The sequence below is a fragment of the Anaerolineae bacterium genome (assembly GCA_013178165.1).
Classification (GTDB): Bacteria; Chloroflexota; Anaerolineae; order Aggregatilineales; family Ch27; genus Ch27.
The window spans coordinates 62,187-86,151 of sequence record JABLXG010000005.1 but is presented as its reverse complement, the minus strand read 5'-3'; the positions used below and the strand labels follow the sequence as shown (position 1 = coordinate 86,151).

The 23,965-nt window shown below is 65.0% G+C and carries 19 protein-coding genes and 1 riboswitch; of the genes, 12 read left to right on the top strand and 7 right to left on the bottom strand.

The window, feature by feature from the left end; translation table 11 throughout:
• Positions 1-186: 186 nt before the first annotated feature.
• A riboswitch (FMN riboswitch) is annotated at positions 187-328 on the top strand.
• 260 nt (positions 329-588) lie between these two features.
• The 3 genes from HPY64_05680 to HPY64_05670 all read left to right on the top strand — a co-directional run bounded on the left by HPY64_05680 (position 589) and on the right by HPY64_05670 (position 4,116).
• Positions 589-1,695, top strand: a complete 1,107-nt coding sequence (locus tag HPY64_05680) for an ABC transporter substrate-binding protein (protein NPV66620.1) — start codon at positions 589-591, stop codon at positions 1,693-1,695.
• Positions 1,679-2,539, top strand: coding sequence for an ABC transporter ATP-binding protein (locus HPY64_05675; protein NPV66619.1), 861 nt, complete (start codon positions 1,679-1,681; stop codon positions 2,537-2,539). The genes HPY64_05680 and HPY64_05675 overlap by 17 nt, the downstream gene beginning before the upstream one ends.
• Before the next feature lie 254 nt (positions 2,540-2,793).
• The gene (locus HPY64_05670) at positions 2,794-4,116 is read left to right on the top strand and encodes an MFS transporter (protein ID NPV66618.1); all 1,323 of its coding nucleotides are present in this window, start codon (positions 2,794-2,796) and stop codon (positions 4,114-4,116) included.
• A 141-nt stretch (positions 4,117-4,257) separates the two neighbouring features.
• On the opposite strand, the gene HPY64_05665 is transcribed toward HPY64_05670, so the two are convergent.
• Positions 4,258-5,418 carry an aminotransferase class I/II-fold pyridoxal phosphate-dependent enzyme gene (locus tag HPY64_05665; protein NPV66617.1) on the bottom strand — a complete coding sequence of 387 codons (1,161 nt, stop codon included), beginning with the start codon at positions 5,416-5,418 and terminating at the stop codon, positions 4,258-4,260.
• 244 nt (positions 5,419-5,662) lie between these two features.
• Between HPY64_05665 and HPY64_05660 the strand changes: the two genes are divergently transcribed.
• From HPY64_05660 to HPY64_05640, 5 genes are all read left to right on the top strand, one after another.
• A complete protein-coding gene (locus tag HPY64_05660) occupies positions 5,663-8,212 on the top strand; it encodes an HAD-IC family P-type ATPase (GenBank protein ID NPV66616.1) in 2,550 nt (849 codons plus the stop codon).
• A 415-nt stretch (positions 8,213-8,627) separates the two neighbouring features.
• A complete protein-coding gene (locus tag HPY64_05655; protein ID NPV66615.1) occupies positions 8,628-9,683 on the top strand; it encodes a peptidoglycan DD-metalloendopeptidase family protein in 1,056 nt (351 codons plus the stop codon).
• A gap of 129 nt (positions 9,684-9,812) precedes the next feature.
• Positions 9,813-10,589: a hypothetical protein gene (locus HPY64_05650; protein ID NPV66614.1), complete on the top strand. Its 777-nt coding sequence runs from the start codon at positions 9,813-9,815 to the stop codon at positions 10,587-10,589.
• Complete coding sequence (locus HPY64_05645) at positions 10,543-11,808, top strand: thioredoxin domain-containing protein (protein ID NPV66613.1); 1,266 nt, start codon at positions 10,543-10,545, stop codon at positions 11,806-11,808. The genes HPY64_05650 and HPY64_05645 overlap by 47 nt, the downstream gene beginning before the upstream one ends.
• A 133-nt stretch (positions 11,809-11,941) precedes the next feature.
• Positions 11,942-12,493: a hypothetical protein gene (locus HPY64_05640; protein NPV66612.1), complete on the top strand. Its 552-nt coding sequence runs from the start codon at positions 11,942-11,944 to the stop codon at positions 12,491-12,493.
• Between the two features lie 73 nt (positions 12,494-12,566).
• Here HPY64_05640 and HPY64_05635 read toward each other — a convergent pair whose 3' ends face one another.
• Both HPY64_05635 and HPY64_05630 read right to left on the bottom strand, forming a co-directional pair.
• Complete coding sequence (locus HPY64_05635; GenBank protein ID NPV66611.1) at positions 12,567-13,058, bottom strand: HEAT repeat domain-containing protein; 492 nt, start codon at positions 13,056-13,058, stop codon at positions 12,567-12,569.
• Positions 13,059-13,117: 59 nt separating this feature from the next.
• Positions 13,118-14,065, bottom strand: coding sequence for a radical SAM protein (locus tag HPY64_05630; protein ID NPV66610.1), 948 nt, complete (start codon positions 14,063-14,065; stop codon positions 13,118-13,120).
• Between the two features lie 237 nt (positions 14,066-14,302).
• Between HPY64_05630 and HPY64_05625 the strand changes: the two genes are divergently transcribed.
• The 4 genes from HPY64_05625 to HPY64_05610 all read left to right on the top strand — a co-directional run bounded on the left by HPY64_05625 (position 14,303) and on the right by HPY64_05610 (position 18,094).
• Complete coding sequence (locus HPY64_05625) at positions 14,303-15,265, top strand: aldo/keto reductase (GenBank protein NPV66609.1); 963 nt, start codon at positions 14,303-14,305, stop codon at positions 15,263-15,265.
• Positions 15,266-15,316: 51 nt separating this feature from the next.
• Positions 15,317-16,657, top strand: coding sequence for a hypothetical protein (locus HPY64_05620; GenBank protein NPV66608.1), 1,341 nt, complete (start codon positions 15,317-15,319; stop codon positions 16,655-16,657).
• Between the two features lie 74 nt (positions 16,658-16,731).
• On the top strand, positions 16,732-17,154 hold the full coding sequence (locus tag HPY64_05615; protein ID NPV66607.1) for a BON domain-containing protein: 423 nt from the start codon (positions 16,732-16,734) through the stop codon (positions 17,152-17,154).
• A gap of 361 nt (positions 17,155-17,515) precedes the next feature.
• Positions 17,516-18,094, top strand: a complete 579-nt coding sequence (locus HPY64_05610) for an adenine phosphoribosyltransferase (GenBank protein ID NPV66606.1) — start codon at positions 17,516-17,518, stop codon at positions 18,092-18,094.
• Between the two features lie 85 nt (positions 18,095-18,179).
• Here the strand turns inward: HPY64_05610 and HPY64_05605 are convergent, their stop codons facing one another.
• The 4 genes from HPY64_05605 to HPY64_05590 form a co-directional block, all read right to left on the bottom strand.
• Positions 18,180-19,673, bottom strand: coding sequence for a hypothetical protein (locus tag HPY64_05605; GenBank protein NPV66605.1), 1,494 nt, complete (start codon positions 19,671-19,673; stop codon positions 18,180-18,182).
• Between the two features lie 159 nt (positions 19,674-19,832).
• Positions 19,833-20,939 carry an ABC transporter ATP-binding protein gene (locus tag HPY64_05600; GenBank protein ID NPV66604.1) on the bottom strand — a complete coding sequence of 369 codons (1,107 nt, stop codon included), beginning with the start codon at positions 20,937-20,939 and terminating at the stop codon, positions 19,833-19,835.
• Position 20,940: 1 nt separating this feature from the next.
• Positions 20,941-22,590, bottom strand: a complete 1,650-nt coding sequence (locus HPY64_05595) for an iron ABC transporter permease (GenBank protein ID NPV66603.1) — start codon at positions 22,588-22,590, stop codon at positions 20,941-20,943.
• Positions 22,591-22,779: 189 nt separating this feature from the next.
• The gene (locus HPY64_05590; GenBank protein NPV66602.1) at positions 22,780-23,928 is read right to left on the bottom strand and encodes an ABC transporter substrate-binding protein; all 1,149 of its coding nucleotides are present in this window, start codon (positions 23,926-23,928) and stop codon (positions 22,780-22,782) included.
• Positions 23,929-23,965 lie beyond the last annotated feature (37 nt).

Sequence of the window (23,965 nt, the reverse complement as noted above, 5' to 3'; positions counted from 1 at the left end):
TAGCGGAATCGTCGGTCGCCTTACGCCGGTCATAGCCCTGCTGGGGGTGTTTACCGGCCTTCTTTCTTGCCCCTGGCCTTTTTGCCTTACGGCCTCCCACCAACCTGGCCCCTACCGGCAGCCGCGCGCATGCTCTTGCGCCCGCTGCCGGGCACGTTATACTCGGCAGCAACATGACGACATAGTGCTGGCCTTCGGGGCAGGGTGCAATTCCCGACCGGCGGTAAGGCGTCCGCGCCAAGCCCGCAACCCGGCGCTCAGGTTAGTGCCGGTGGATCTGGTGACAAGCCAGGGCCGACGGTGACAGTCCGGATGGGAGAAGGTCGCTTTTCCTGCTATGCACAGCAGGCTGGTATTGGTTGCCCTATGCCCCGGCGATTTTCGTTCGGGGCATTTCTGGTAGCCGGTTCAGACCGTGCCTGCCATTCTGCCCCCTGTTCGCCAGCCTGATGATCGGTGAAACGGAAGCCGCCGGGGAAGCCCACCCGGATCGCGCCTGACGTTCTCGTTTATTCCCCGGCCCTTTCCCTGTTCAATCCGGTACAGGCCGCCTGATGATGGCTGGGCCACAGGAGGAGAGATAGACCGATGATCGCGCGCGCGCTGCTTGCTGCTGTGTTGCTGGCGGCCATCCTGCTGCCGGGTTTACCTGCCGCCGCACAGGATGAGCTGCCCGAACTGACGCTGTTCCTGGGCTTTATCCCCAACATCCAGTTTGCCCCGGTTTATGTCGCCCTGGAGAAGGGGTACTTCGCGCAGGAGGCCGGGGTGCGCATCACGCTGGAGTATGGCGACGAAAACCTCGGCGCGGAACGGATCGCCGCCGGGGAGTTGCGCTTTGGTATCTTCAGCGGGGAGCAGGTGCTCCTGGCCCGCTATGGCGGGCGGCCGCTGGTTTACCTGTACGAGTGGTACCGCCGTTACCCGGTTGCCGTGGCTGCCCTGGCCGATTCCGGCATTGCCCGGCTGGAGGACCTGCGCGGGCGGACGGTTGGCGTGCCGGGGCGCTTTGGGGCCAGTTACGTTGGTCTACGCGCTTTGCTGGCTTCCGGTGGCCTGACCGAGGAAGACATCCGGCTGGAGGAAATTGGCTACAACGCTCCGGCCCTGCTGTGTGCCGGGCGGGTGGAGGCGGCCGTTGTTTACATCGCCAACGAACCGGCCCAGATCGCCCGTTCCTGCGGCGCGGTCAACGTGATTGAGCTGCCGCCGGAAGCCGATCTCGTTGGCAACGGCCTGATCACGAACGAGGCGACCATCGCCGGGGAACCGGAGCTGGTGCGCGGCATGGTTCGCGCTCTGGCGCGGGGTATCGCCGATACGCTGGCTGGCCCTGATGAGGCGTTTGAGATCAGCCGCCGCTATGTAGAAACGCTGCCGCGGGGCGGTGGGCGGATCGCGCTGGCCGTGGCCGCCGCGCAGACCGTCGACGCACTGCGCAGTGCTGCCGCGGGCGATGGCCTTTCCGCCGCCGAAGCAGCCGCGTTGGCCGATTCCCTGGCCGCCGCCTACCACCCGGACGAGGTCACCCAGATGCAGGTGTTGCTCAATTCGATCCGTCTGTGGGAAGGGCCAGACCCCGGCCTGAGCGACCCCGCCTCATGGGAAGCAACCATGAACACCCTGATCGCTGCCGGTCTGCTGCCCGGTCCGCTGGATTTTAGCAGGGCTTACAACCATGACTTCCTCCCGTGAGTTGACCCTGCGGGCGCCGCGCCTGCACCGGGTCCCCTCACCTCTGGTTCCCGCCCCGGCTAGCGGCAGTCCGTGGGTCCTGGAAGCGCAGGCGATCAGTCACACCTACCCCCCGGCCCGGCGCCATGGGTCACCGGTGCAGGCGCTGGAGGAGGTCTCGTTTGCCGTGCGGCGCGGAGCATTTGTCGCCCTGGTCGGTCCCAGTGGCTGCGGCAAGTCGACCCTGTTGCGCATCCTGGCCGGGCTGATCAGGCCAACGCGGGGCCAGGCCCTGCTGGAAGGCCAGCCGGTCACCCGCCCCCAGCGCCGGATCGGGCTGGTCTTCCAGCAGGCCAACCTGATGCCCTGGCGCAGCGTGCGGGACAACATCGCCCTGCCGCTGGAACTGGCAGGCGTCCCGGCGGCGGAACGGGCGGCACGGGCCGACGCGCTGATCGCCGCTGTAGGCCTGGTGGGCTTCGCCGACGCTTTTCCGGCGGAGCTTTCCGGCGGGATGGCCCAGCGGGTGGCTATTGCGCGGGCGCTGATCTCCCGCCCGGATGTGCTGCTGCTGGATGAGCCGTTCGCCGCGCTGGACGCCCTGACCCGCGAACGGCTAAGCCTGGACTTGCTGCGTGTGTGGGCGGCGCACGGCCAGACCATCCTGCTGGTCACGCACAATATCAGCGAGGCGGTATTGTTGGCGGACGAAATTCTGGTCATGGGCGCGCGTCCGGGGCGGATTGTGGCCCATATCCCGGTGGCGCTGCCGCGCCCGCGCACGCTGGAGATGCTTTACAGCGCCGAACTGGGGCGCATCGCCGGGCAGGTGCGGGCAGCGATCGCGCCCGGCCTGATCCCCTGATTCGACGCGGTAGACTACCTTTTGCCCGCGGATGATCCGGCAGCTTGGCAGGGCCGCGATTCAGCTTTGCCTTTCCCCCGGCCTGCGTTTTTGCCGCAGGGTTTCCCCCTGCTTCAGGCAATCTGCCACTTGTCTCTGAATATTCTTCCCGGTATATTGAAATTCATAAGGTGAAACCTGAAGAAATTCAATACGTATATAGAGAAAGAGAGGCGGGAAACACCACCAACACATCGCACTGAAGAGGGGAAACCATGATCACCACTGTCGCTGAGTCATCATCCAGAGCCTGGCGCAGACCGTTCTTCGCCATCTGGACCGGCCAGGCGTTATCGCTCTTCGGCAGCCGGATCGCCATGTTCGCCCTGATCTGGTGGGTGACGGAGACGACCGGCTCGGCCACTGTCCTGGCGCTGGCCTCGCTCTTTGCCATGCTGCCGCAGATTGTGCTGGGGCCGATCGCTGGCGCTTATGTCGATCGCTGGAACCGCCGCGCCGTCATGATCGTCGCTGACGGCCTGATCGCGCTACTGTCGCTGTGGCTGGCCTTTCTGTTCTGGTCCGGCCAGGCGCAGATCTGGCACGTGTATGTGATCATGGTCGCGCGGGAACTGGGCGGAATCTTTCACTGGCCAGCCATGCAGGCGTCGACGTCACTGATGGTCCCCCGCGAGCACCTGGCCCGCGTTTCCGGGGTCAACCAGGCCCTCTATGGCACGCTCAATATCATTGGCCCGGCGCTGGGGGCGCTGCTGCTGGCCGTTGCTGCCATGCACCAGATCATGCTCCTGGACGTGGTGACCGCCCTGGTGGCCATCCTGCCGCTGTTCGCTGTGCGCATTCCCCAGCCGGAACGCACGACCAACGGCGCCGATGGCCGACCCACCTCGATCTGGGCCGACCTGCGGGAAGCCGGGCGCTATTTGCTGGGCTGGAAGGGGCTACTCATCCTGACTGGCCTGGCAATGCTGGTCAAGATCGCTCTGACACCCGCTTTCTCGCTGCTGCCGATCCTGGTCACACAGCACTTCGGCGGGGCAGCACCGGAACTGGCCGGGATGGAATCGGCGTCGGGTATTGGGCTGGTGCTGGGTGGGCTGCTGCTGGGCCTGTGGGGGGGCTTCAAGCGGCGCATCTACACCACGATGCTGGGCATCACGGTCATCGGCGTGTGCATGATGTTGCTCGGCCTGCTCCCGGCGACAGGCCTGAGCGTGGCCATCGGCGCGTTGCTGGTCATGGGCGCTGCCGCCGCTATGACCGACGGCCCGTTGTTCGCCATCCTGCAGGGCACTGTTGCGCCGGAGATACAGGGGCGCGTCTTTATGCTGTTCGGCAGCCTGGTGACGCTAACCTCACCGATCGGGCTGGCCATCGCCGGACCGGTCACGGACGCGGTGGGCGTGCAGATCTGGTACCTGACAGCGGGCATCCTGGCCGTGCTGGCAGCAGTCGCCGGGCTACTGCTCCCCGCCCTGCGGGAACTGGAACGCTATCAGCCCGCCGCGCCGCAGGGTGCGCTGGAGATCGCGCCGGATGGCCGGGACGCCGCCGCCACGCCTCAGCCGCTGGGCTGAGAGATGGACAGTGCCCTCAGGGGGCAGAAAATCAGGGCTGGGCAAGGGATATAAGCCTCCTGTCCAGCCCATCTGTCCAATCGCTGCCCTGTCCAACCCCGCCCCGCTCCTCAGGCCGCCTCTCTGTCTTCCAGGCGATCCTCAGCCGTAGCGTGCCATGAAGCGATGCAGGCGTTCCAAAGCTTCCTCCAGTTTTTCGTATGCGGTGGCGTAACAGGCCCGGACAAAGCCTGCGCCGCTTTGCCCGAAAGCGCTGCCGGGCACGACCGCCACCCGCTCCTCCTGGAGCAGCTTTTCGGCGAAGGTATTCTCGTCCATGCCGCTGGCGGCGATGCTGGGGAAGGCGTAGAACGCGCCCTTCGGCTCAAAGGTGGTCAGCCCCAGCGCGTTAAGGCCATTGACAAGTAACAGCCGCCGCCGGTTGTATTCCGCCCGCATCCGTTCGACATGCTCTTCGCCACGGGTCAGGGCTTCGATGGCGGCATGCTGGGCGGTGGTTGGCGCGCTCATGATGGTGTACTGGTGCACCTTGCGCATGGCCGCCAGCAGTTCCCGGGGTGCAGCGGCCCAGCCCAGCCGCCAGCCGGTCATGGCGTGGGACTTGCTCAGCCCGCCCAGGACGATCGTGCGCTCCTTCATCCCCGGCAGGGCGGCGAAATGGACATGCTCCACCCCGTAGACCAGCCGGTCATAGATTTCGTCAGAAATGACCAGCAGATCGTGCCGGGCGGCGACAGCCGCGATCTCCTCCAGCCGGGCGCGGGACATCACTGCGCCGGTCGGATTGTTGGGGTAGCCGATCAGGATGGCCCTGGTGCGCGGGGTGACGGCCGCTTCCACTACCGCCCCGGTGACCTGGAAATCTTCCTCAACGCGGGTGGGCACCATGACCGGCGTTCCGCCGGCAAAGACCACCTCCGGCGCGTAGGCCACAAAACACGGCTCCGGGATGATCACCTCGTCACCGGGGTTGATGGTGGCCGTCATGGCCAGGTACATCGCCTCGCTGACGCCAACGGTGATCAGCAGGTTGTCGTTGGGATCGTAACTGACGCCGTAAAGCCGTTCCAGGTAGGCGGCCAGGGCGATCCGCAGCTCAAGGATGCCGGAGTTAGACGTGTAGTGAGTCTCGCCCTGTTGCAGCGAGTGGATGCCCGCCTGCAGGATCGGCTGCGGGGTGACGAAATCCGGCTCGCCGATGCCCAGTGAGATCACGTCGTCCATGGTGGCAGCAATGTCAAAAAAGCGCCGGATGCCGGATGGCGGGACGCTCCGTACACGCTCCGAGACAAAATCACGCATGAAGGGTTCCTCCAGAATCGGGGGAGAAAGGTGCTTGCTGCCGCCTATTATGACCCCAGGAGCGCTGTTTTGCCTAGCCTGATCGTCGCTGATGTGATGCGGGCAACACCCGGAAGCCGAAAGCCCGCTGAACAGTTCTCATGCTGCTCCAGCCGGCGGAGCCGGGCGACTTCTCAGGAAGGCGCCGGGCGTCTACAATAGCGGGGAGATGACCCGCACGTTCGTACTCAGAAATGGAACCTTCATGGCAACCCTAGAAGCTGTAACGTCAGCGACCGGCCTGCGTGGGCTGACCGAGGCGGAGGCGCTGGCGCGCCATGGTCGTGGGCAGGGCAACAACGTCCGCGTGGAAACAAGCCGTTCCTACGGTGACATCCTGCGCCAGAACTTCCTCAACCCGATCAACCTGGTGTTGTTCTTTATCGGCGCGGTGATGATCCTGATTGGCCGTGTCAGCGATGCGGTGGTCAGTGTCGGCCTGATCCTGCTTAACGTCGTGATCGGCGTCTACCAGGAGATCAGGGCCAAGCGCCAGCTCGACCGCATCGCCCTGCTCACCCGCCCCCGCGTCACCCTGATCCGTGACGGCCAGGAGCGCGAGGCCGATCCAGCTGAGATCGTCCTTGGCGACCTGATTGTCATCCGCGCCGGCGATCAGGTGGTCGTCGATGGCCCGCTGCTGGCCGGATCGCTGGAGGTGGACGAATCGCAACTCACCGGCGAATCCGACCTGGTGCGCAAGCAGGCTGGAGACGAGGTCTTTTCCGCCAGTTTTTGCATCACCGGTCAGGGGGTGATGGAAGCCGCTCACGTCGGGGCGGAGAGCTTCGCCAGCCGGCTGGTGGCCAACGCCCGTTCCTTCCGTGTGGTCAAGACGCCGCTGCAGCGCGACATTGACTTGGTCATCCGCCTGTTGATCCTGATCGCGGTGTTCATCGGTTTCCTGCTGCTGGCTTCCGCCATCATCTATGATGTGCCGTTGATGCGCGGCGTGCAGATGGCGGCGGTGATCGCCGGGATCATCCCCAACGGCCTGTTCTTCATGGTTATTGTGGCCTATGCGATGGGCGCGGTGCGCATCGCCCGGCTGGGTGCGCTGGTGCAGCAGGCCAACTCGGTCGAATCGCTGAGCAACGTCGATGTGCTGTGCATGGACAAGACCGGCACGCTGACCGCCAACCGCATCCAGTTCGAGGCCATCCACCCGATCGGGATCGATGAGCCGACGTTGCGCCGGCTGCTGGGCGACTTCGCCAGCAGCGCCGCCGCCACCAACCGCACCGGCGAGGCGCTGGCCGAAGCGCTGGGTGGGCAACGCCGCGAGCCGGTGGACGAGGTGCCCTTCTCCTCCCAGCGCAAATGGAGCGCCCTGGCCTTTGACGGGGAGGCGCTGCACGGTGCATTTGTGATGGGCGCGCCGGAGATGATCGCCCCGCACCTGGCTAATGCCGAAGCCATCCGCGAGCCGGTGGAAGCGTGGTCGGCGCGCGGGCTGCGTGTATTGCTCTTCGCGCACCGGCCTGATACGTTGCGCCTGTACGACGAGGATGGCAAGCCTGTCCTGCCGGACGGCCTGACCGCGCTGGGCGTGATCGCCTTCCGCGACGAACTGCGCCCGGATGTGGAGCGCACGCTGGCCCGCTTTGTCGAAGCCGGAATCCGGCTCAAGGTGATCTCCGGCGACAACCCGCATACCGTCGCCGCGCTGGCCCGCCAGGCCGGGATGACCGGCGAGTTGCGCATCGTCTCCGGGCTGGAACTGGCGGAGATGGATGAGGCCGGGTTCGCCCGCGCTGTCGATGAAGGCACGATCTTCGGGCGGATCACACCACAACAAAAGGAGCGGATTGTGGAGACGCTGCGGGCGCAGGGGCACTACGTGGCCATGGTCGGCGACGGCGTCAATGACGTGCTCTCGCTGAAAAAGGCCCAGCTGGGCATCGCCATGCAGAGCGGCAGTAACGCCACCCGCAGCGTGGCCGATATGGTCCTGCTCGGCGATTCGTTCGCTGCGCTGCCCCCCGCCTTCACCGAAGGGCAGCGGATCATCAATGGGATGCAGGATATCCTGCGCCTCTTCCTGGCACGGACGCTCTCCGTTACCCTGCTGATCCTGGCGACGATGGTGATCGACATCGGCTTCCCGTTCGTGCCCAAGCACAACTCGCTCTCCGCCCTGCTGACGGTGGGCATCCCGACCCTGGCGCTGGCGGTGTGGGCGCGTCCCCGGCAGCCGGAGGGCGGTCTGTTGCGGTCGATCATGCACTTCGTCTTCCCAGCGGCGATCACCCTCTTTGTGTTCGGGCTGCTACTCTATGCGGCTGTCTTCACACTGATGTATTCCGATGTGCTGGTGGCCCCGGTCACGCCGGAGGAGATCGCCAGCTTCCAGGTCTACGCCGGGATCGACTATGAGCTGCCAACACAGGCGTCCTTTGCTCAGGAGGTGGCCAGCCTGACGGCGCAATCGGCGCTGACGGTCTTTGTGGTGCTGGCCGGGCTGCTGCTGATCGTCTTCGTGGAGCCGCCGATCCCGTTCTTCGTGGCTGGCGACCGGCTCAGCCCGGATCGCCGTCCGACGATCCTGGCTCTGGCGCTGCTGGGCGTGTTCATCGTTGTGCTCGCCCATGAACCTTTCCGGCGCTTTTTCGAGCTGGTGAACCTGAGCCTGTCGGGTTACCTGGCGATCGCGGTCTGGACGGGGCTGTGGGCGCTGGTGCTGCGCCAGGCGTGGCGCGGGCGCTGGCTGCAGCGTTTCCTGCAGATCGATCCGCCCAGGGGCGCGATCCGCTAGCGCCGACGGTGCGCTGCAGGCGTTTCTTACCAATTATTTACGTCCTTCTCATGCGCCCTTCAGGTGAAGGCGCTATCGTAAGGACAGTCAGGGATGTACTGGTAGACGGGGCAAGAGCAGTACTGTAAGGGCGCTTAACGGGACAAAACCGGGTTTTACTGGAATACAGGGACGTAGACAGGAAGGCGGCGCACTGACGCCGCCTTCTGCATTGCCAGGGCGGGCGAAGGCCGCCAGCGAGCGGCCCACCCCCCTGTCTTCCCGACTCCCGGTCTTCTGGCTTCCAGTCTCGGCTCTTGCTCGCCTCCAGGGGCATAGGCAAGCGGGCTGCTCCGTGCTAGACTTGATCATGGCCTGCGGGCAGCAGGCACTCGACCTTGGATGACCGTTTTTCTGTGGGCGAGAGGCAGATACCATGGCTACCCTGGCCGATCTGTGGGCAGCGATCAAGCGGCTGCTGGGCGGCCCGGCTGCAGGACAGGGCAATCCATCCGGCAAGGGCGCCGCAGACGACACCGGCGAAAAACGCCGCGTCCCCACCGAACCGCTACCGCCGCTACCCGGCCCACCCCCGACCATTCAATCCTTCTCCCGCGCTGTTGAAGTGCCGTGCATGGCGGCTATCCGCCCCGATCTGGGGACGGTCAACCTGCGCAGCGGGCCGGGCCTGACCTACCCGCGGGTGGAACGGGCGGCCGGCGGGATGACCCTGGGGGTGGCCGGTGTTTCTGGCCTGGACCCTGACGGCCGGCCCTGGTACCGCCTGGAGTGGGACGGCGGGGCAGGCTGGGTGCGCAGCGACCTGGTGCAGATCTCCGGCGAATGCGCGGATGTCTTGCTCAAGGTGCCGGAGACGCCGGAACCGCCGTTTGCCGTGCCGGAACCGGCTGAGGATGCTTTCCCCCTGCCGGTGCCGGGCCGGGTGATCCAGCATGTCCATAACAGCCACCCGGCCTATGATCTGGCCGCGCCGGAAGGGACGCCGATCCACGCCGCCGCGCCAGGGATAGTCGTCCAGCGGGTGCTCTGTACCGGACGCGAAGGTGACCTGCCGCGCATCTCCCCGAGCTGGTTGGGGCTGGCCGGGCAGGAAGAACTGCGCCGCGATCCGGCCTGGGGCTTTGGTTACGGGACTTTTCTCGTTGTGCGCCACGGCTACGCTGATCTGCCCGCTGGGTTGCGCGGCTGCCTGGACGAGCTGGGACATGGGGCCATTTTTGTGCTGTACGGCCACCTGCAGGAAGTTACCGTCGTCGACGGAGAGCCAGTTGAAGCAGGCACGATCCTCGGCCTGACAGGCAGCACCGGCTGCTGCTGCGGCCCCTACCTGCACCTGGAAGTGCGCGTGGGGCCGGCTGACTCCGCGGCTGAGGACTGGCAGGCGCTGGCAACCGTCCATCCGGGACGGTTCTTCCGGGAACTGGCGGCGGGTCAACTGGGCACTGGTGGGCAACCCGGCGGCGCTGGCTGAGCACCGCCAGGCGCGATTCGGCCAGTCAGTTGGCCGCTGCCGGGCAGGGCGTTACAATCGGGCCGGCCTCTGACGGCCTGCTGGTTCGGTAAAGCGGGACATCACCTGTCCTTGATGGAGTGGCTTTCTATGCCTTTTTTGCTGCTGACACAGGGCGATCCGATCGGCCTTGACCTGCTCAAAAAGCTGGTGGATAAGCGCTATGGCGGCAGCCCGCCTGCTCTGGACGCGCTGCGCGTGACCTATCGGGGCTGGACCGCCGCCCGGCTGGGGCCGTTGCCGCTGCGGGCTGCCGTGGAAGCTGTGGCAACCTACCGCTTCCCCTTCCAGATCCGCTGGGATTTCACGGTGCGGATGCTGCGCATCTTCTCCAGCCGCTACACCACCGCCTTTGACGGCCAGGTGGTCTACGAAGTGCAGGGCGGGCGGGTGACGCGCAACGCAGAGGAAAGCGGCGTTGATTCGGCGCGCGCGCGGGCCTGGTCGGAAGCCGTGTATTTCATCAGCCCCATGATTGCTGATCGCGCCATCCGTGTGCAGAGCATCGACAACCATGCCTTTCGTGTCTTTGCGCCCGATATGCCGCAAACCGCCGCCCTGGTCCGGCTGAACGAGGATCACACGCTGGCGGCGGTGGAAGTCGAGCGGCTCGACCCGAATGACAACAGGGTCAAGCTGCAGCGCCTCAAGCCTGCTGGAGAGCTGATCCGGGTGGATGGCCTGATCCTGCCGCAGTACCTGGAACGGTATTGGGGTGACACACTGGCCATGCGCCTTTCCCCGGTCAGGGTTGAACTCAATCCGGCTCTGGAACCGGATACCTTCACCCTGAAGTCGGAAGACCTGCTGGCCGTGCTCCATGAAGACGACGAGGCAGACTCCGGGGGGAGCAGTGCGGCGGGTTAGACTGGCGCTTTTCCTGCTTGTGACGCTGGGCGCCGGGCTGATCGGCTGCGCCCCTGCCGCCACGCCGGGCGCCACGCCAGCCCCGACGGCTATGCTGGCGCCCTCAGCCACCCCGCTGATCATCACCCTACCGCCGCCGGAAGCGCTGGACAGCGTCGTATTCTCGGCGACTGATCACAGCCAGGGGCCGGAAGACGCCCCGGTGACCATCATCCACTACGGCGACTTCCAGTGTGAGCCGTGCGCTGACCTGGCCCGCAGCCTGGCTATCCTTCAGGAACGCTACCCGGACAAGGTGCGCCTGATCTGGCGGCACTTCCCGGATATCGTCGCCCATGACAAAGCGCCGCTGGCCCTGCTGGGGGCGGAAGCGGCGGGCGAACAGGGCGCTTTCTGGCCGATGCATGACCTGCTCTTTGCCGAGCAGGCAGTCTGGCGTGATCTCTCGCCGGAGTCCTTCCGCGCCACGCTGGTCGCTTACGCCAGCACACTCGGCCTGGACCTGGACGCTTTCCGTGCTGCGCTGGCCGCTGACCCGACTCCGCTGGTCGAGCAATACCGCCTGGAGGCGCTGGCGCTTGATCTGGTGGGCATTCCCACGCTGCTGATCAATGGCCAGCCCTACAGCGGTCGCTACGATACCTACGGGCTGGATGAGGCAGTGCGCTTTTTTGCCCTGGCGGAGCGTCACTTCCCTGACCAGCCGGAACTGGTCATTGATCTGAGCAAATCCTACCGGGCCATCCTCCACACCGAGCACGGGGATGTGACGATCGACCTGTTTACTGACCGCGCACCGGTCGCTGTCAACAACTTCGTCTTTCTGGCCCGCGCTGGCTGGTATAACGACATCACCTTTCACCGTGTGCTGCCGGGCCTGTTCGCCCAGACGGGCGATCCCAGCGGCACGGGGCTGGGCGGGCCGGGCTACACCATCGCCGACGAGGCCGACAACGGCCTGATCTTTGATCGTGAAGGGCTGGTGGCGATGGCCAGTACGCGCGGCGTCCCCAATAGCGCGGGCAGCCAGTTCTTCATCACCTACGGCCCGCTGACGCCGGAGCGTGAATGGAACGGCCAGTTCACGATCTTTGGCATCGTGACTGATGGCATGGACGCCATCCGCGCCCTGACCCCGCGCGACCCGCAGGACCCGCTACGCTATCCCGATCCGCCGCCGGGCGACCGCTTGCTGAGCGTGGAGATCATCGAACAATGACGGGGAGCAGCTGGCCGCGATGGGCGATGATCGCACTGCTTGGGATGGGGCCCAAAGTCATCGCTGCTTGCGTTGCCCCTGCTGCCGCCACACGGTATAATTCCGCCGCTTGGCAACCAAAGGACGGAGGTCCATGGCCGTGAATCCTTTACGCGCACTGGCGCTGCTGCTGATCGTCCTGCTGGCGGGTGCGCTCCCCGTGCTGGCGCAGCAGGCCGGAGGCCGCATCTGTGTGGCGGCGTACCATGACGCCAACGCCAACGGCATGCGTGATCCAGTGGAACCGTTGCTCGCTGATGTGGTGGTGACATTGCAGAATGACCGGGCCATCGTGGTTGACACGTACCTGACCACCGGTCGGAGCGAACCACATTGCTTTGAGGGCCTGGCGCCCGGCTTTTACCTGGTTGGTTTCAGTGGTGGTATGGCCGCCCCGACGGGTGAGCAGGACTTCGGGGTGACGCTCAGCGGGGCAGAGATCGTCCCGTTGCAGGTGAATTACGGCGCCATCCCGGAAGCGGAACAGGCACAATCGCCCGCGATGGCCCCGGCCAGCACTCTGCTGACCGGCGATAACAATGTACTTCTGCGGATCGTCTTCGCAGCGGCGGGCGCACTGTTGATCATGGTCTTCCTGGCGGCTGTGGGGCTGTTGATCTTCTGGCTGCGCTTCCGCAAAGCCTGACCTGCCTGTGCCGGAATACCATCAGCGCGGCGGTGACGCTTACCCGCCGCGTTTTTGTTTGCCCGCACCGGCGCTACGGGCTTCGTGGTTCCCTGCGGATCCTGGCCAGGGCGTCCTGCGCGGCGGCGCGCACCGCCCCTTCTTCATCGTTCAACGCAGCGGTCAGGGCATCGAGGGCGTAATCGTTGCCCAGCCAGCCCAGGGCGATGGCCGCCCGGCGGCGTGTCTCCACGTCAGGATCGGCCAGCAGGCCGACCAGCGGGCGCACCGCCCGCGCGCTGCGCGTCAGCCCCAGCGCCAGGGCGATACCCCGGCGGGTCAGCGGAGCGGCACCCGGCAGCGCCGCCCGCAGTGGCGCGATGGCCCTGGCTCCACAGCGGCCCAGCGCCGCCGCTGCCCGCCCGCGCACGCCCATATCGTCATCGCTCAGGAGCGCGATCAATGGCGGGATGGCTTCCTCGGCGTAGCGGGCCAGCTGGCGCACGGCCTCGTCCTGGACAGCCAGGCCCCGTCGCGGGTCACGCAGGATAGCGATCAGCGCATCGACATTGCGGGTGTGGGTCATCTCCTGCCCCTGAATCTTGGTGTTGCCTCCGCCGGAGCGTTGCCCTGTTCACCCGGCGCTCAGGCCCGCCAGATAGCAAAGGGACGCCGGGTATCAAAGCGGTGCAGCCCGGCCCGGCGGGCGATCGTATAGGCTTCGTCTACTTCTTCAGCGGTGACCGGGCGGCTGAGCACGCCCATATCCTCTGTTGCGGCGCGGTAGGCAGGCCGGTACTGGGGCATCAGGTTGACATACGTATCCGGCGAAATCTCCTTCGCCAGAAAGCGCATGACCGCTTTTGTCCCGGCCAGCCCGCCCGGCAGGATCAGATGGCGCACCAGCAGCCCGCGTTGCGCCAGCCCCGTCGCCGGGTCGATCACCAGGTCGCCGACCTGACGGTGCATCTCCCGCACGGCGCGGTAATTGTGGCGGGGATAGTCCGGCACTTTGTTGTACTTCTGGGCAATGGCGGCGTCGCCGTATTTCATATCCGGCATGTAGATGTCGATCACGCCATCCAGCAGGGCCAGCGCTTCCGGCGAATCGTAGCCGCCGGTATTGTAGACCAGCGGCAGGCGCAACCCGGCCTGAGCCGCGATCAGCACGGCGACCAGGATCGGCGCGACGACATGGCTGGGCGAGACGAAGTTGATATTGTGGCAGCCAGCCTCCTGCAGCTCCAGCATCATACCTGCCAGCGCCTCCGGCGTGATCTCCGTTCCCTGACCCAGGGCGCTGATCTCGTAATTCTGGCAGTACTGACAGCGCATGTTGCAGTTGGCAAAGAAGATTGTGCCGGAGCCGCGCCAGCCACGCAGGCAATCTTCCTCGCCCAGGTGAGGGAAATAGGAACTGACTCGCGGCAGCGTCCCGGTGCGGCAGAAGCCAGTCTTCCCGGCGGCGCGGTTGACCCGGCACTTCCACGCGCACAGAACACAGGCCGTCATCAGGCGGCAGGCTTCTTCCGCCCGGCGGGCCAGCTCGCCGCTTTCCAGCAGTGCGACATAAGCAGGCGCGGCCACGCTCATCGCTTACTTTCCCCCGGCAATTCGTCTTTTCTTCCTTTACTATCTATCTTAACCGCCAACAGACCCTGACCGCCACCCTGCCGCCGGGCCATACCGCCGACATCCCGGCCCCTGTTTCCATCCATGGGCGGCCACCCTGTTTTTGCCTGCCGCCCGCAGTAGTATAATCTGGCGCAGGGCGTTACCGCCGAACCTCTGTACATCCAGCTCATCACACGTCACGAAAGGTATTGGGCTATGGAATACCGTCGCCTGGGGCACGCCGGGATCAAAGTCAGCGCGTTAAGTCTGGGTGGGTGGACCACCTTTGGCGATCTGGTCAAAGACCCGCGAGTCACACGGGACATCATCGTGCGCGCCTACGACGCCGGGATCAACTTCTTCGACATCGCCGATGTCTACGCCGGTGGCGAGGCTGAGCGTATGATGGGTCAGGTACTCCGTCAGTTCCCCCGCCATACACTGGTGATCTCCTCCAAAGCCTACTGGCCGATGAGCGACGACGTGAACGACCGTGGCCTTTCCCGCAAGCACCTGATGGAAAGCGTGGAAAAGTCGCTCAAGCGCATCGGCACGGATTACCTGGACCTCTACTTCTGCCATCGCTACGACCCGGATACACCGCTGGAGGAGACCATCCGCGCCATGGATGACCTGGTGCACCAGGGCAAAATCCTCTACTGGGGCACCAGCGAGTGGACTGGTGCGCAGATCCGGCAGGCCCTGGACTTCTGCGAGGCGCATAACCTGTACAAGCCGCAGGTCGAACAGCCGCAATATAACATGCTGGATCGGGAACGGGTGGAGCAGGATGTGCTGCCGGCGGCGCAGGCGGGCGGCATGGGACTGGTCATCTGGAGTCCGCTGGCCAGCGGTCTGCTGACCGGCAAGTATGACGATGGCATCCCGGCGGATAGCCGGCTGGCTCGCCTGGAGTGGCTGCGCAAGGCCAAGCTGGAAGGCCAGGATAACCCGATCCCGCGGGTGAAGGCGCTCAAGGCGGTCGCTGAGCGGCTCGGAGTCAGCCGGGCGCAGCTGGCCCTGGCCTGGACGCTGCGTTTGCCGGGCATCAGCAGCGCCATCACCGGCGCTACCCGCCTCAGCCAGCTGGAAGACAACCTGGGCGCGCTGAGCGTGACCCTCAGCGCGGATGTCCTGACCGAGATCGACCGTATCCTGTCCGCCCCATCCCCGGCCTGAAGCCGGGCGGCGGCAGCAGGGCGGGAATAATCCGCCCATTCAGGAGGCGCTATGGGCGCACAAGCGGGGCAAAAACGGACTGATGCCGCACTGCGCATCATCATCTACGGCCTGGCGATTGTGGTGGTGTTGTTGCTGATCGCCACCCTGGTCGCCCGTCTGGTCTCCATGATCACGCCCAATGTTGCCGCTAGCGCTCAGGTTGATGTGCTGGAGCGCGCCAATGACGCCGTCAACGCCGTCAACCTCCTGCTCAGTTTTCTGGAAGGCGCGTCAGTCCTGATCGGGCTGGGCTTTGGCGCGGCGGCGCTGTATGGCCTGCGCAATGTTGATGAACTGCGCCAGAATCTGGAAGCTGAGGTAGAGCGGGTCAAACAGTTGCAGGAGGCTGTCCAGCGCGACCTGCGCGCCGCCGCCGAACGCGACGAGCAGATGCGCCAGCGCCTGGAGCACCAGCTCGAAATTCTGAATAGCTACCGACCCGAACTGGAGCAGATCAGGAATCTGCGGCAGGAGATCGCCGCTGCGCAGGAGGAACTGGCGCTTGTCCAGCAGGCTGATCAGGAGTTCCGGCTGGGTAACTATAGCACCGCCTACCGCTTTGCCACTCAAGTACTGGCGCGCAACCCAGATAACTGGCTGGCGCTATACATCGCCGGGTGGCTGGAAGTCCACCAGCGCGACGACGTCGACGGGGGCATCCACCACCTGCAGCGGGTGATCGAACTCAAGCGCGATTGGCCGGCTGCCCGCGCCGCTTATGGGGTAGCCCTGCGCCGCAAGGCCCGCCGCGCCACCGGCGAGGAACGCCAGAACCTCTTCAACGCCGCCGAAGGCGCCCTGTTGCAAGCCCTGGGCGAAAGCCCCAAGCTGGTCGATTTCAACGGCGAATCGTTCTGGGGGCCGGTAGGCGGCATCCGATTGGAAACTGGCCGCCCGGAGAGCGCTATCGAAGCCTATGAACATGCCCTGGAGGTCACGCCTGATTCCTCCTATCCTGCCGGTAACCTGGCCGGGCTGTACCTGCAACGTGCCCGCCGCAGCGGTGATCCCGCTGACCACGAACGCGCCCTGGACGCCTTCGCCCGGACGGTGCGCGCCGCGCGGCGGGAGCAAATCCTCAAGCCCAATGATTACTTCCTGTGGATGGACATCGCCCAGGCGCAGACCATGCTGGGCATCCGCGACGAGGCCAACTTTGCCAGCGCGCAGGAAGCGCTGGCGACCGCCCTGCGTGCCCACCCTTCGGTCAATATGCTGGAAACCTCGCGGCGCGGCTGGAATTCCCTGCTGGAAAGCTGCCCCGCCGAATGGACGACCGTCGAAGCGCACCTGCAGGAAGCCCTCCGGGCGATTGACGCCGCCATCGCGGCGGGCGAGGCCCGGCCCTGAGCCGGACCGATCAGTTTGATGCGCCATGCTGGTTTACGGGGGCCGTCTCCCCTGGATACGAAAGGAAGCGTGCTGTGGTGGAACTTCAGGAGTCCGTCAAGATCAGGCGTCCGGATGAGGACATCGCCGAAGACATCGCCGCCCTGATCCGGCGCTTCCCGCCCCTTATGCAGTCCCGCCACTGGCTAACCGTCAGCGTTGTTGACGGCGTGGTCACCGTCAAAGGCCACATCAAGTCGGCTGTTGGCGCGCGGGTGTTGCTGGATAACCTGCCCGATATCCCCGGCGTGGTGAGCGTCGATTCCTCCGGGCTGTACAACGACGACGATCTGCGCCTGGCTGTCGGCAGGGTGATCCCGCCGGGTGTGCGCGCCGTAGTGGATTTCGGCCACGTGCTGCTAACGGGGACGCTCCCGCCCCGCCACAAAGCCGACGCGCTGATCCGCCGGGTGGAAAAAGTTCCCGGCGTGCGCCGGGTAAGCAGCAACCTGAACTGAGGCCGGGGTGGCCGCCTATGCCGCCGCCCGTCGCCGGTAGCCAGAGCATACTTCCACGCTGATCAGGGTCGCCGCGCTCAGCAGGACGATCAGAGCGGCGGCCCTGATCTGGCGCAGTAGGGCAGCGATCCAGCCGCATGTTGCTGTGCGGCGATGCTGGTTCTCGCTGTTGGTCTCTGCTCTCTCGCCTTGCGGTCTCCCGGCCCTCTGGACTTTTGCCTCCTGTTTCTCGATCTTCTGTCTTTCTTTGTGCTGTTGCCACAGTTGGGATTTTGGCGATGATGCGGTACGATTACGCGCCGGGGGCGCTGAGGCCCTCTGCCGGCGGTAGCGTTCGCCGGTCAGGTACGAAGGAGCAACCATGTCCGCGCCACAACGCGAAGTCTACACCGTCACCGTCGCCGGGCTGACGCGCGACCTCCGTCTGTTCGAAGTCGCGCCCGGCGTGCGCATCGCCATCATCAACATCCTGGGCGACACGGAGCTGGTTCAGGCGGTCGCCCGCGAGCTGGCACCGCGCATCAGCAAGTCCAGTGCCGAGGTGCTGGTCACCGCTGAAGCCAAGAGCATCCCCCTGGCTCATGCTCTGTCGGTCGAGCTGGGGATGCCCTATGTCGTGCTGCGCAAGGTCTACAAGCCCTATATGGGCGATGCGCTGGAAGCGCATACCGTCAGTATCACCACCGGCGCGCCGCAGAAGCTCTACCTGGACGAGAAAGATCGATCCATGCTGGCAGGCCGCAATGTCGCCCTGGTGGATGACGTGATCAGCACTGGCAGCACCCTGCAGGGCATGCGTGTCCTGATGGACAAGGTCAATGCCCGCGTGGCCGCCCAGGTCGCCATCTTTACAGAGGGCGACCGCGCCCGCTGGTCGGATATTATTGCCCTGGGGCATCTGCCGATCTTCATCGACGACGACGCCGGTCGCCCGGACTGAACAAGCTGGCTCTGGAAAAATTAAACGCCCGCACGGGAACCGCGCGGGCGTCTGTTGATTCGGGTGACTTCCGGCGCAGGGCCGATCAGCTGGCGGGGTCTACCCGCAGGCTGAATGTGCCGCTCAGCGGCTCCGTTTGCGCCTCAGGGCCGGACATGGGCGGCAAGGCGTAGGGGGAACCCAGGCGGACGCGGAAAACGTACAGGCCGTCAGCAGGCAGCGCCAGCGTGTACTGCACTTTACCGGGCACGGCGCCATTCATACTCAAGATGAAGCCCATCCCAACGCCACCGCCACCGCCCATATTGGGGCCGCTGAATGCCGGTGCAGGTACAGGCGGTCCCTGCACATCCAGAGCGGGGACATACGTCTCATCCACGCTCTCCAGGACGATGTTTACGCGCTGGCCAGCCGTGCCTTCAAAGCGGAAGACCTTCTCGTAAGCGATGGCCTGGTCGACTGTGCCGGTCACAGCCTGTCCCACCGCCAGCAGTGGCGTCTGCGTCTCAGCCAGAGTCAGGCTGAAGACGCTGGGTGTCGTGATCGGATCGGGACCGGTGGCGGTCTGGCGGACGGCGATCACAAAGCGGCCATCCATCTCCAGAATGAACGGATCCAGGACAAAGCGACCTTCCTCCGGCCCGTAGGCCGTGCCCATGCCGGTGCTGATGTAGCCCGCCGGGTTGACCACCTGTACGTCGATCGGCTGGGTTCCCGCTTCATGACGGCCTTCCAGGCGCAGCAGGTCACCCAGCTGCCCTTCAAAGACGTAGTGCGCGATCGGGTTGCCGCTGTCCAGCGTGCCGCTGACGGTCTGGCCGACGGCGATCGACTGCGTCTCCGGGATGCGCAGCGTGAGCGCCACGCGAACGGTTGACGCCGGGTCGAACTGCGGGCCGTCCTGCTGGCGGAAAACGGTCACGTTATATCCGCCATCCGCCGCCACCAGCAACGGATCGATCAGCGCCAGACCCTCCGCCGGGGAATAGGCCTGGTTGACGTAGCTGCCCAGCGAGTCGCGCACGCTGATGCTGAAGCTCGTCGTGCCGCCCAGGCCCTGGCCGGTCAGGGCGTAGACTGTGCCTGCCTGCGCCGTCATGGTCAGGAAAGCGAAGGGCTGATCCGGGCCAAGTGTGACGGTCACCGTCTCGTTCGGGGTGAGCGGCAGAGTCGTCGCCGGGCGGATGACGATCTCAAACGCGCCGGTGCTGCCACCTTCCGCCCCGCCGAAGCGGGTGGCGCGGAGGCGGTACTGCCCATCGACGGGCAGCGTCAACGGCCCGATCAGGCTGTTCAGGTTACCGGCGCTGTCGTCGTCGCTGACCAGCGTGCCATCGGGCAGGGTCAGTTCCAGGAAGCTATCCAGGCCCTGCTGGAACGCGGTCATGGTGATGGTGATCGTATCCCCCTGCTTGCCGCTGAAGGTGTAGAAGACCTCAGCAGTCTGCGCGGTGATCTCGCCGCGCACCGCTTCGCCATAAGCAATGGGTGTCGCTTCTCCCTGGGCCAGGGCGGGCAGCGCCATGATGAAGGCGCTCAACAAAGCCAGGACCACAGATATTTTTGCCACGGTACTCATCAGGCTGTTCTCCTCTGTGCTGAAATGCGGTATTGCGATGGGCTGCCCGCTCAGCATACCGGGCAACCAGGAGCCATCATAATCTGCCCGACATGGTTGTGCTTGACACCCACGCTACGCCTGACCTACGTCCAGCCACCGCTGCAGTTGCCGGAAGGATCATCCCGGTGGCAGCAGATGGACAGCAGTATCTTCGTAAACGATGCCGACCGTCTGCCCCTCGGTGAAACCGCGCAGCGCCCGCGCGCCACCCTCGATGACAACCACGCGCTGGCCTTCCGCCTCCAGCATGTACTCGGTTTCAGCGCCCAGGTACATCATTTGCTCGATGCGGGCCGGGCAAACGCCGGGAGTTTCATCCAGGCTAAGCGATTCCGGGCGCAGCACGGCAGTCAGGCGCGTGCCCGGTTGGGGCGGATTGGCCATCGGCACGCTGACGGTCCGCCCCAGCACACGGACGGTCACCCGATCGCCATTAGCCGCTTCTACCTGTGTCTCCACGAAATTAGCCCGCCCGATGAAGTCCGCGACAAAGCGGGTGCGCGGGTAGCGGTAGATCTCCTGTGGCGTGCCGATCTGCTCGATCTTACCCTGGTGCATGACCACGATCCGGTCGGACATCGACATCGCCTCGATCTGGTCGTGGGTCACATAAACGCTGGTGATGCCCAGGCGACGCTGCAGGTGGCGGATCTCGGCGCGCATCTGCACGCGCAACTTGGCATCCAGGTTTGAAAGCGGCTCGTCAAAGAGCAGCACACTCGGCTCCATGACCAGCGAACGGGCCAGGGCCACCCGCTGCTGCTGCCCGCCGGATAGCTCGTTGGGCCGCCGGTCGCCCAGCCCCCTGAGGTCCATCAGGGCCAGCGCCCCTTCCACCTTTTGCCGGATCTGCTCCCTGGGCATGCCCGCCGTTTGCAGGCCGTAAGCGATGTTGTCAAAGACGCGCATGTGCGGGAAGAGCGCGTAGCTCTGGAAGACCATCGACATGTCGCGCTTGTTGGGCGGCTGGTTGCTGATGTCTTTGCCGTTGAGCAGGATTTTGCCGGCGGTGGGCAGCTCAAAGCCGGCGATCAGGCGCAGGGTGGTCGTCTTGCCACAGCCAGAGGGGCCGAGCAGAGTGACAAATTCGCCGCTGTGAATGGTCAGGGAGATGTCGTCAACGGCGCGTACCTCGCCCTGTCCATCGCGCTGAGGGAAAGTCTTGGCGATCCCCTGCAGGACCAGGTCGCCGCCCCGCTGCCCGCCCGAACCTTTGATGGCCATGTTAAGCGCCTCCTTCCAGGGTACGCTCCGCGCCGGTGGTGGAGCCGACGGTGGCGTAGAGGATGCCGATCGCGACCAGCACGATCCCGATCAGAATCACGCAATACGCAAACGCATTGCCATAGCGGCCGTTTTCCACTTCATTGAGAATCTGGTGGGTCATGATCTTGGTCTGCGGCGTAGTCAGGAAGACAATCGCCGAGAGCGCGGTCATCGACCGGGCGAAAGCGTAGATCAGGCCGGAGAGGAAAGCCGGGCGGATCAGCGGCAGGGTGATCTTGCGGAAGGTGCGGGCGTTATCCGCCCCCAGGCTGATCGAGGCTTCCTCAATCGACGGGTCGATCTGGCTGAGCGAGGCCACGCCAGCCCGCAGCGCCGCCGGGATGCTGCGCACCACGAACACGATCACGATCGCCAGTGCGCCGCCAAAAATCGCCCGCCCGCCGGTTAGCTTGGGCAGCAGCGTCAGCGTCAATGGCTGCTCCGGCGTGCCGCCAAAGGGCAGGGTAAGCGTGATCGGGTTGTTATACATCAGCAGGAAGCCGATGCCCAGGATGGTGCCGGGTACAGCGATACCCAGCATCCCGGCAAAGTCCAGCGCCCCCCGACCAGGGAACTCCTTGCGCACGACCAGAAAGGCGATCAGCATCCCCAGCAGGCCGGCAATCGGCGTGGCGATGGCCGAGAGCAGTGTAGTATCGGTCATCGCTTTGGAGCCGTAGCCGTTGATCACGAAGTCAAAGTTGGCCAGCGTGAAGGTGTTGTTGACGCCGGGCACCATTACGAACGAGCCGTAGAAGATCATGGCGTACAGCAGGACGATCAGCAGGGTGACGAATATCGTCAGGCCAAAGAGCGGCCAGCGCACCCAGGGGTTGGTGATCAACTGCGGCGTGCCGGTAGGCTTACCGGTGACCGAGATCACCGAGAGCCGGCTCAGCCAGTAGCGCTGGACGATGAAGATCGCCAGCGATGGAACCAGTAGGATGATCGAAAGGACAGCGGCGGCAGTGGTGTCGTACAGACCGATCACCGAGATGTAAATGCGCGTCGCCAGTACCTCGTAGTTGCCGCCCAGCACCAATGGGTTGCCCAGGTCGGCGATCGCTTCCACGAACAGCAGCAGGAACGAGCCAAGGATGCCGGGGATCAGCATGGGCACGGTCACTGTGCGGAAGATGCGCCACTTGCTGGCCCCCAGGTTGGTGGCGGCTTCTTCCAGCGCCGGGTCCAGCGCCTGCATCATCCCCTTCAGGTTGAGATAGGCGACAGTGAAATAGGATAGCGCCAGGACAAGCGTCAACCCGTCCAGGCCGTAGATGTCATAACGCACGCCAAAGATGCCCCGACTGATGATCCCGTTGCGCCCGAAGAGCACCAGGGTGGCCGTGGCCACAGCAAACGGCGGCGAGATGATCGGCACCAGGGCCACCACATGCATAAAGCGCTTGAGCGGGGCCTTCACCTTGACCTGAACATAGGCGAACAGAAAGCCCAGCGCCGTCCCCGCCGTGGCCACCAGTAAACCCATGACGACCGTATTGATGATGATCGTCTGGTAGGTACTGCTGGTCACGTAATGGGCAAACAGCGGCAACCCTTCCGGGGAGGCGCTCTCCCCGACCATGGCGCCGATGGGCAGGATGACCATCAGCACCAGGAAAAGGGTGATCAGGATCAGGCTCAGGGCGAGCACGGGGTCCTGAAAGATGCGGCGGAACTGGTTGGCGTAGCGGCGCAGGATAGTCAAGGCTACCTCCCCCTGGACGCAAGGCCCCCGTCCATACTGGCTGACGGGGGCCTATTGTAACGTAGTTTCAACTTCCGGCGGTGGGCTGGCTTACTCGACCGGCTCCGGCGCGATTTCGGCGTCGAAGCGCTCGACGATCGCTGTGCGATTGGCGCCCGCCGCGACAAAGTTGTAGTTCAGCAGGTTGACCTCATCCAGCTTGACCGATAGCTCGGAGACCGGGGCCTCAGGGTTGGTCGGCAGCTGCAGGCTGTTGACCGTCGGGCCAATGGCCTGCGCCTCCGCGGTCAGCGCCCACTCGTACCAGGCGCGGGCGGCTTCCGGTTCCGCAGCGCCCTTGATGATGGCCATGCCACCGATCTCATAGCCGGTGCCTTCCTCCGGGAAGGTGGTGACCAGGATATCGGCGAAGCCTTCCTGCTGCAGCTTGACGCAGTCATGGGAGAAGATGATGGCGACGGCGATCTCGCCCGCGCCAGCCATCCGGCCCGGCGCTGCGCCGGAACGGGTGTACTGCAGGATGTTCTGGTGCAGCTGGGCGAAGTAAGCGAAGGCGTTGTCGATGGCCTCCTGGGTGGGAGCGCCGGTCTCGTCGTAGCCCGCGCCGACGTATTCGCCAGCGGCCAGGGCCTCGGCGATGGCTTCCTCATCCATGCCCTGCTCTTCCATGGCGGCGCGTTCCAGGGCGTCAGCGGCCAGGGTCACGTTCGTCCAGAAAGCGGTGAAGGCCGTGCCGGAAGTGGCCGGGTGGGCCATGGCAACATTGCCCTGCAGGGCCGGGTTGAGGAGGTCCTGCCAGGAGGTCGGCGGTTCAACGCCCAGTTCTTCCAAAATCTGCTTGTTGGAGCAGAAGCCCAGCACGCCGACGTAAACGCCCGTCCAGGTCTTGCCTTCTGCATCCCGGTACTTGGGATCGATCAGCTGAGCATTGGGGGAATCATACGGTTCCAGTAGCCCTTCATCCGCGGCGGCAAAGAAGGTATCCGCCGGGCCGCCCCACCAGACGGAGAACTCCGGGTTCCCGGCTGTCGCCCGCAGGCGGGCCAGCGCCTCGCCGGAAGACATACGGACGTAGGAGGTGACAATGCCCGTCTGCTCCTGGAAGGCCTGGGTCATGGCCACGCACCAGTCCTCCTGCGGCGTGCAGAGGAGGGTCAGCGTATCGCCGCCCTGGGCCAAAACAGGCGTGATCGAAAGCAGCAGTGCAACGAGCAGCAAAACCGCCAGACTCTTCTTCATGTTGCCTCTCCTCACCTGGATGATTCGGAAGGGTTGC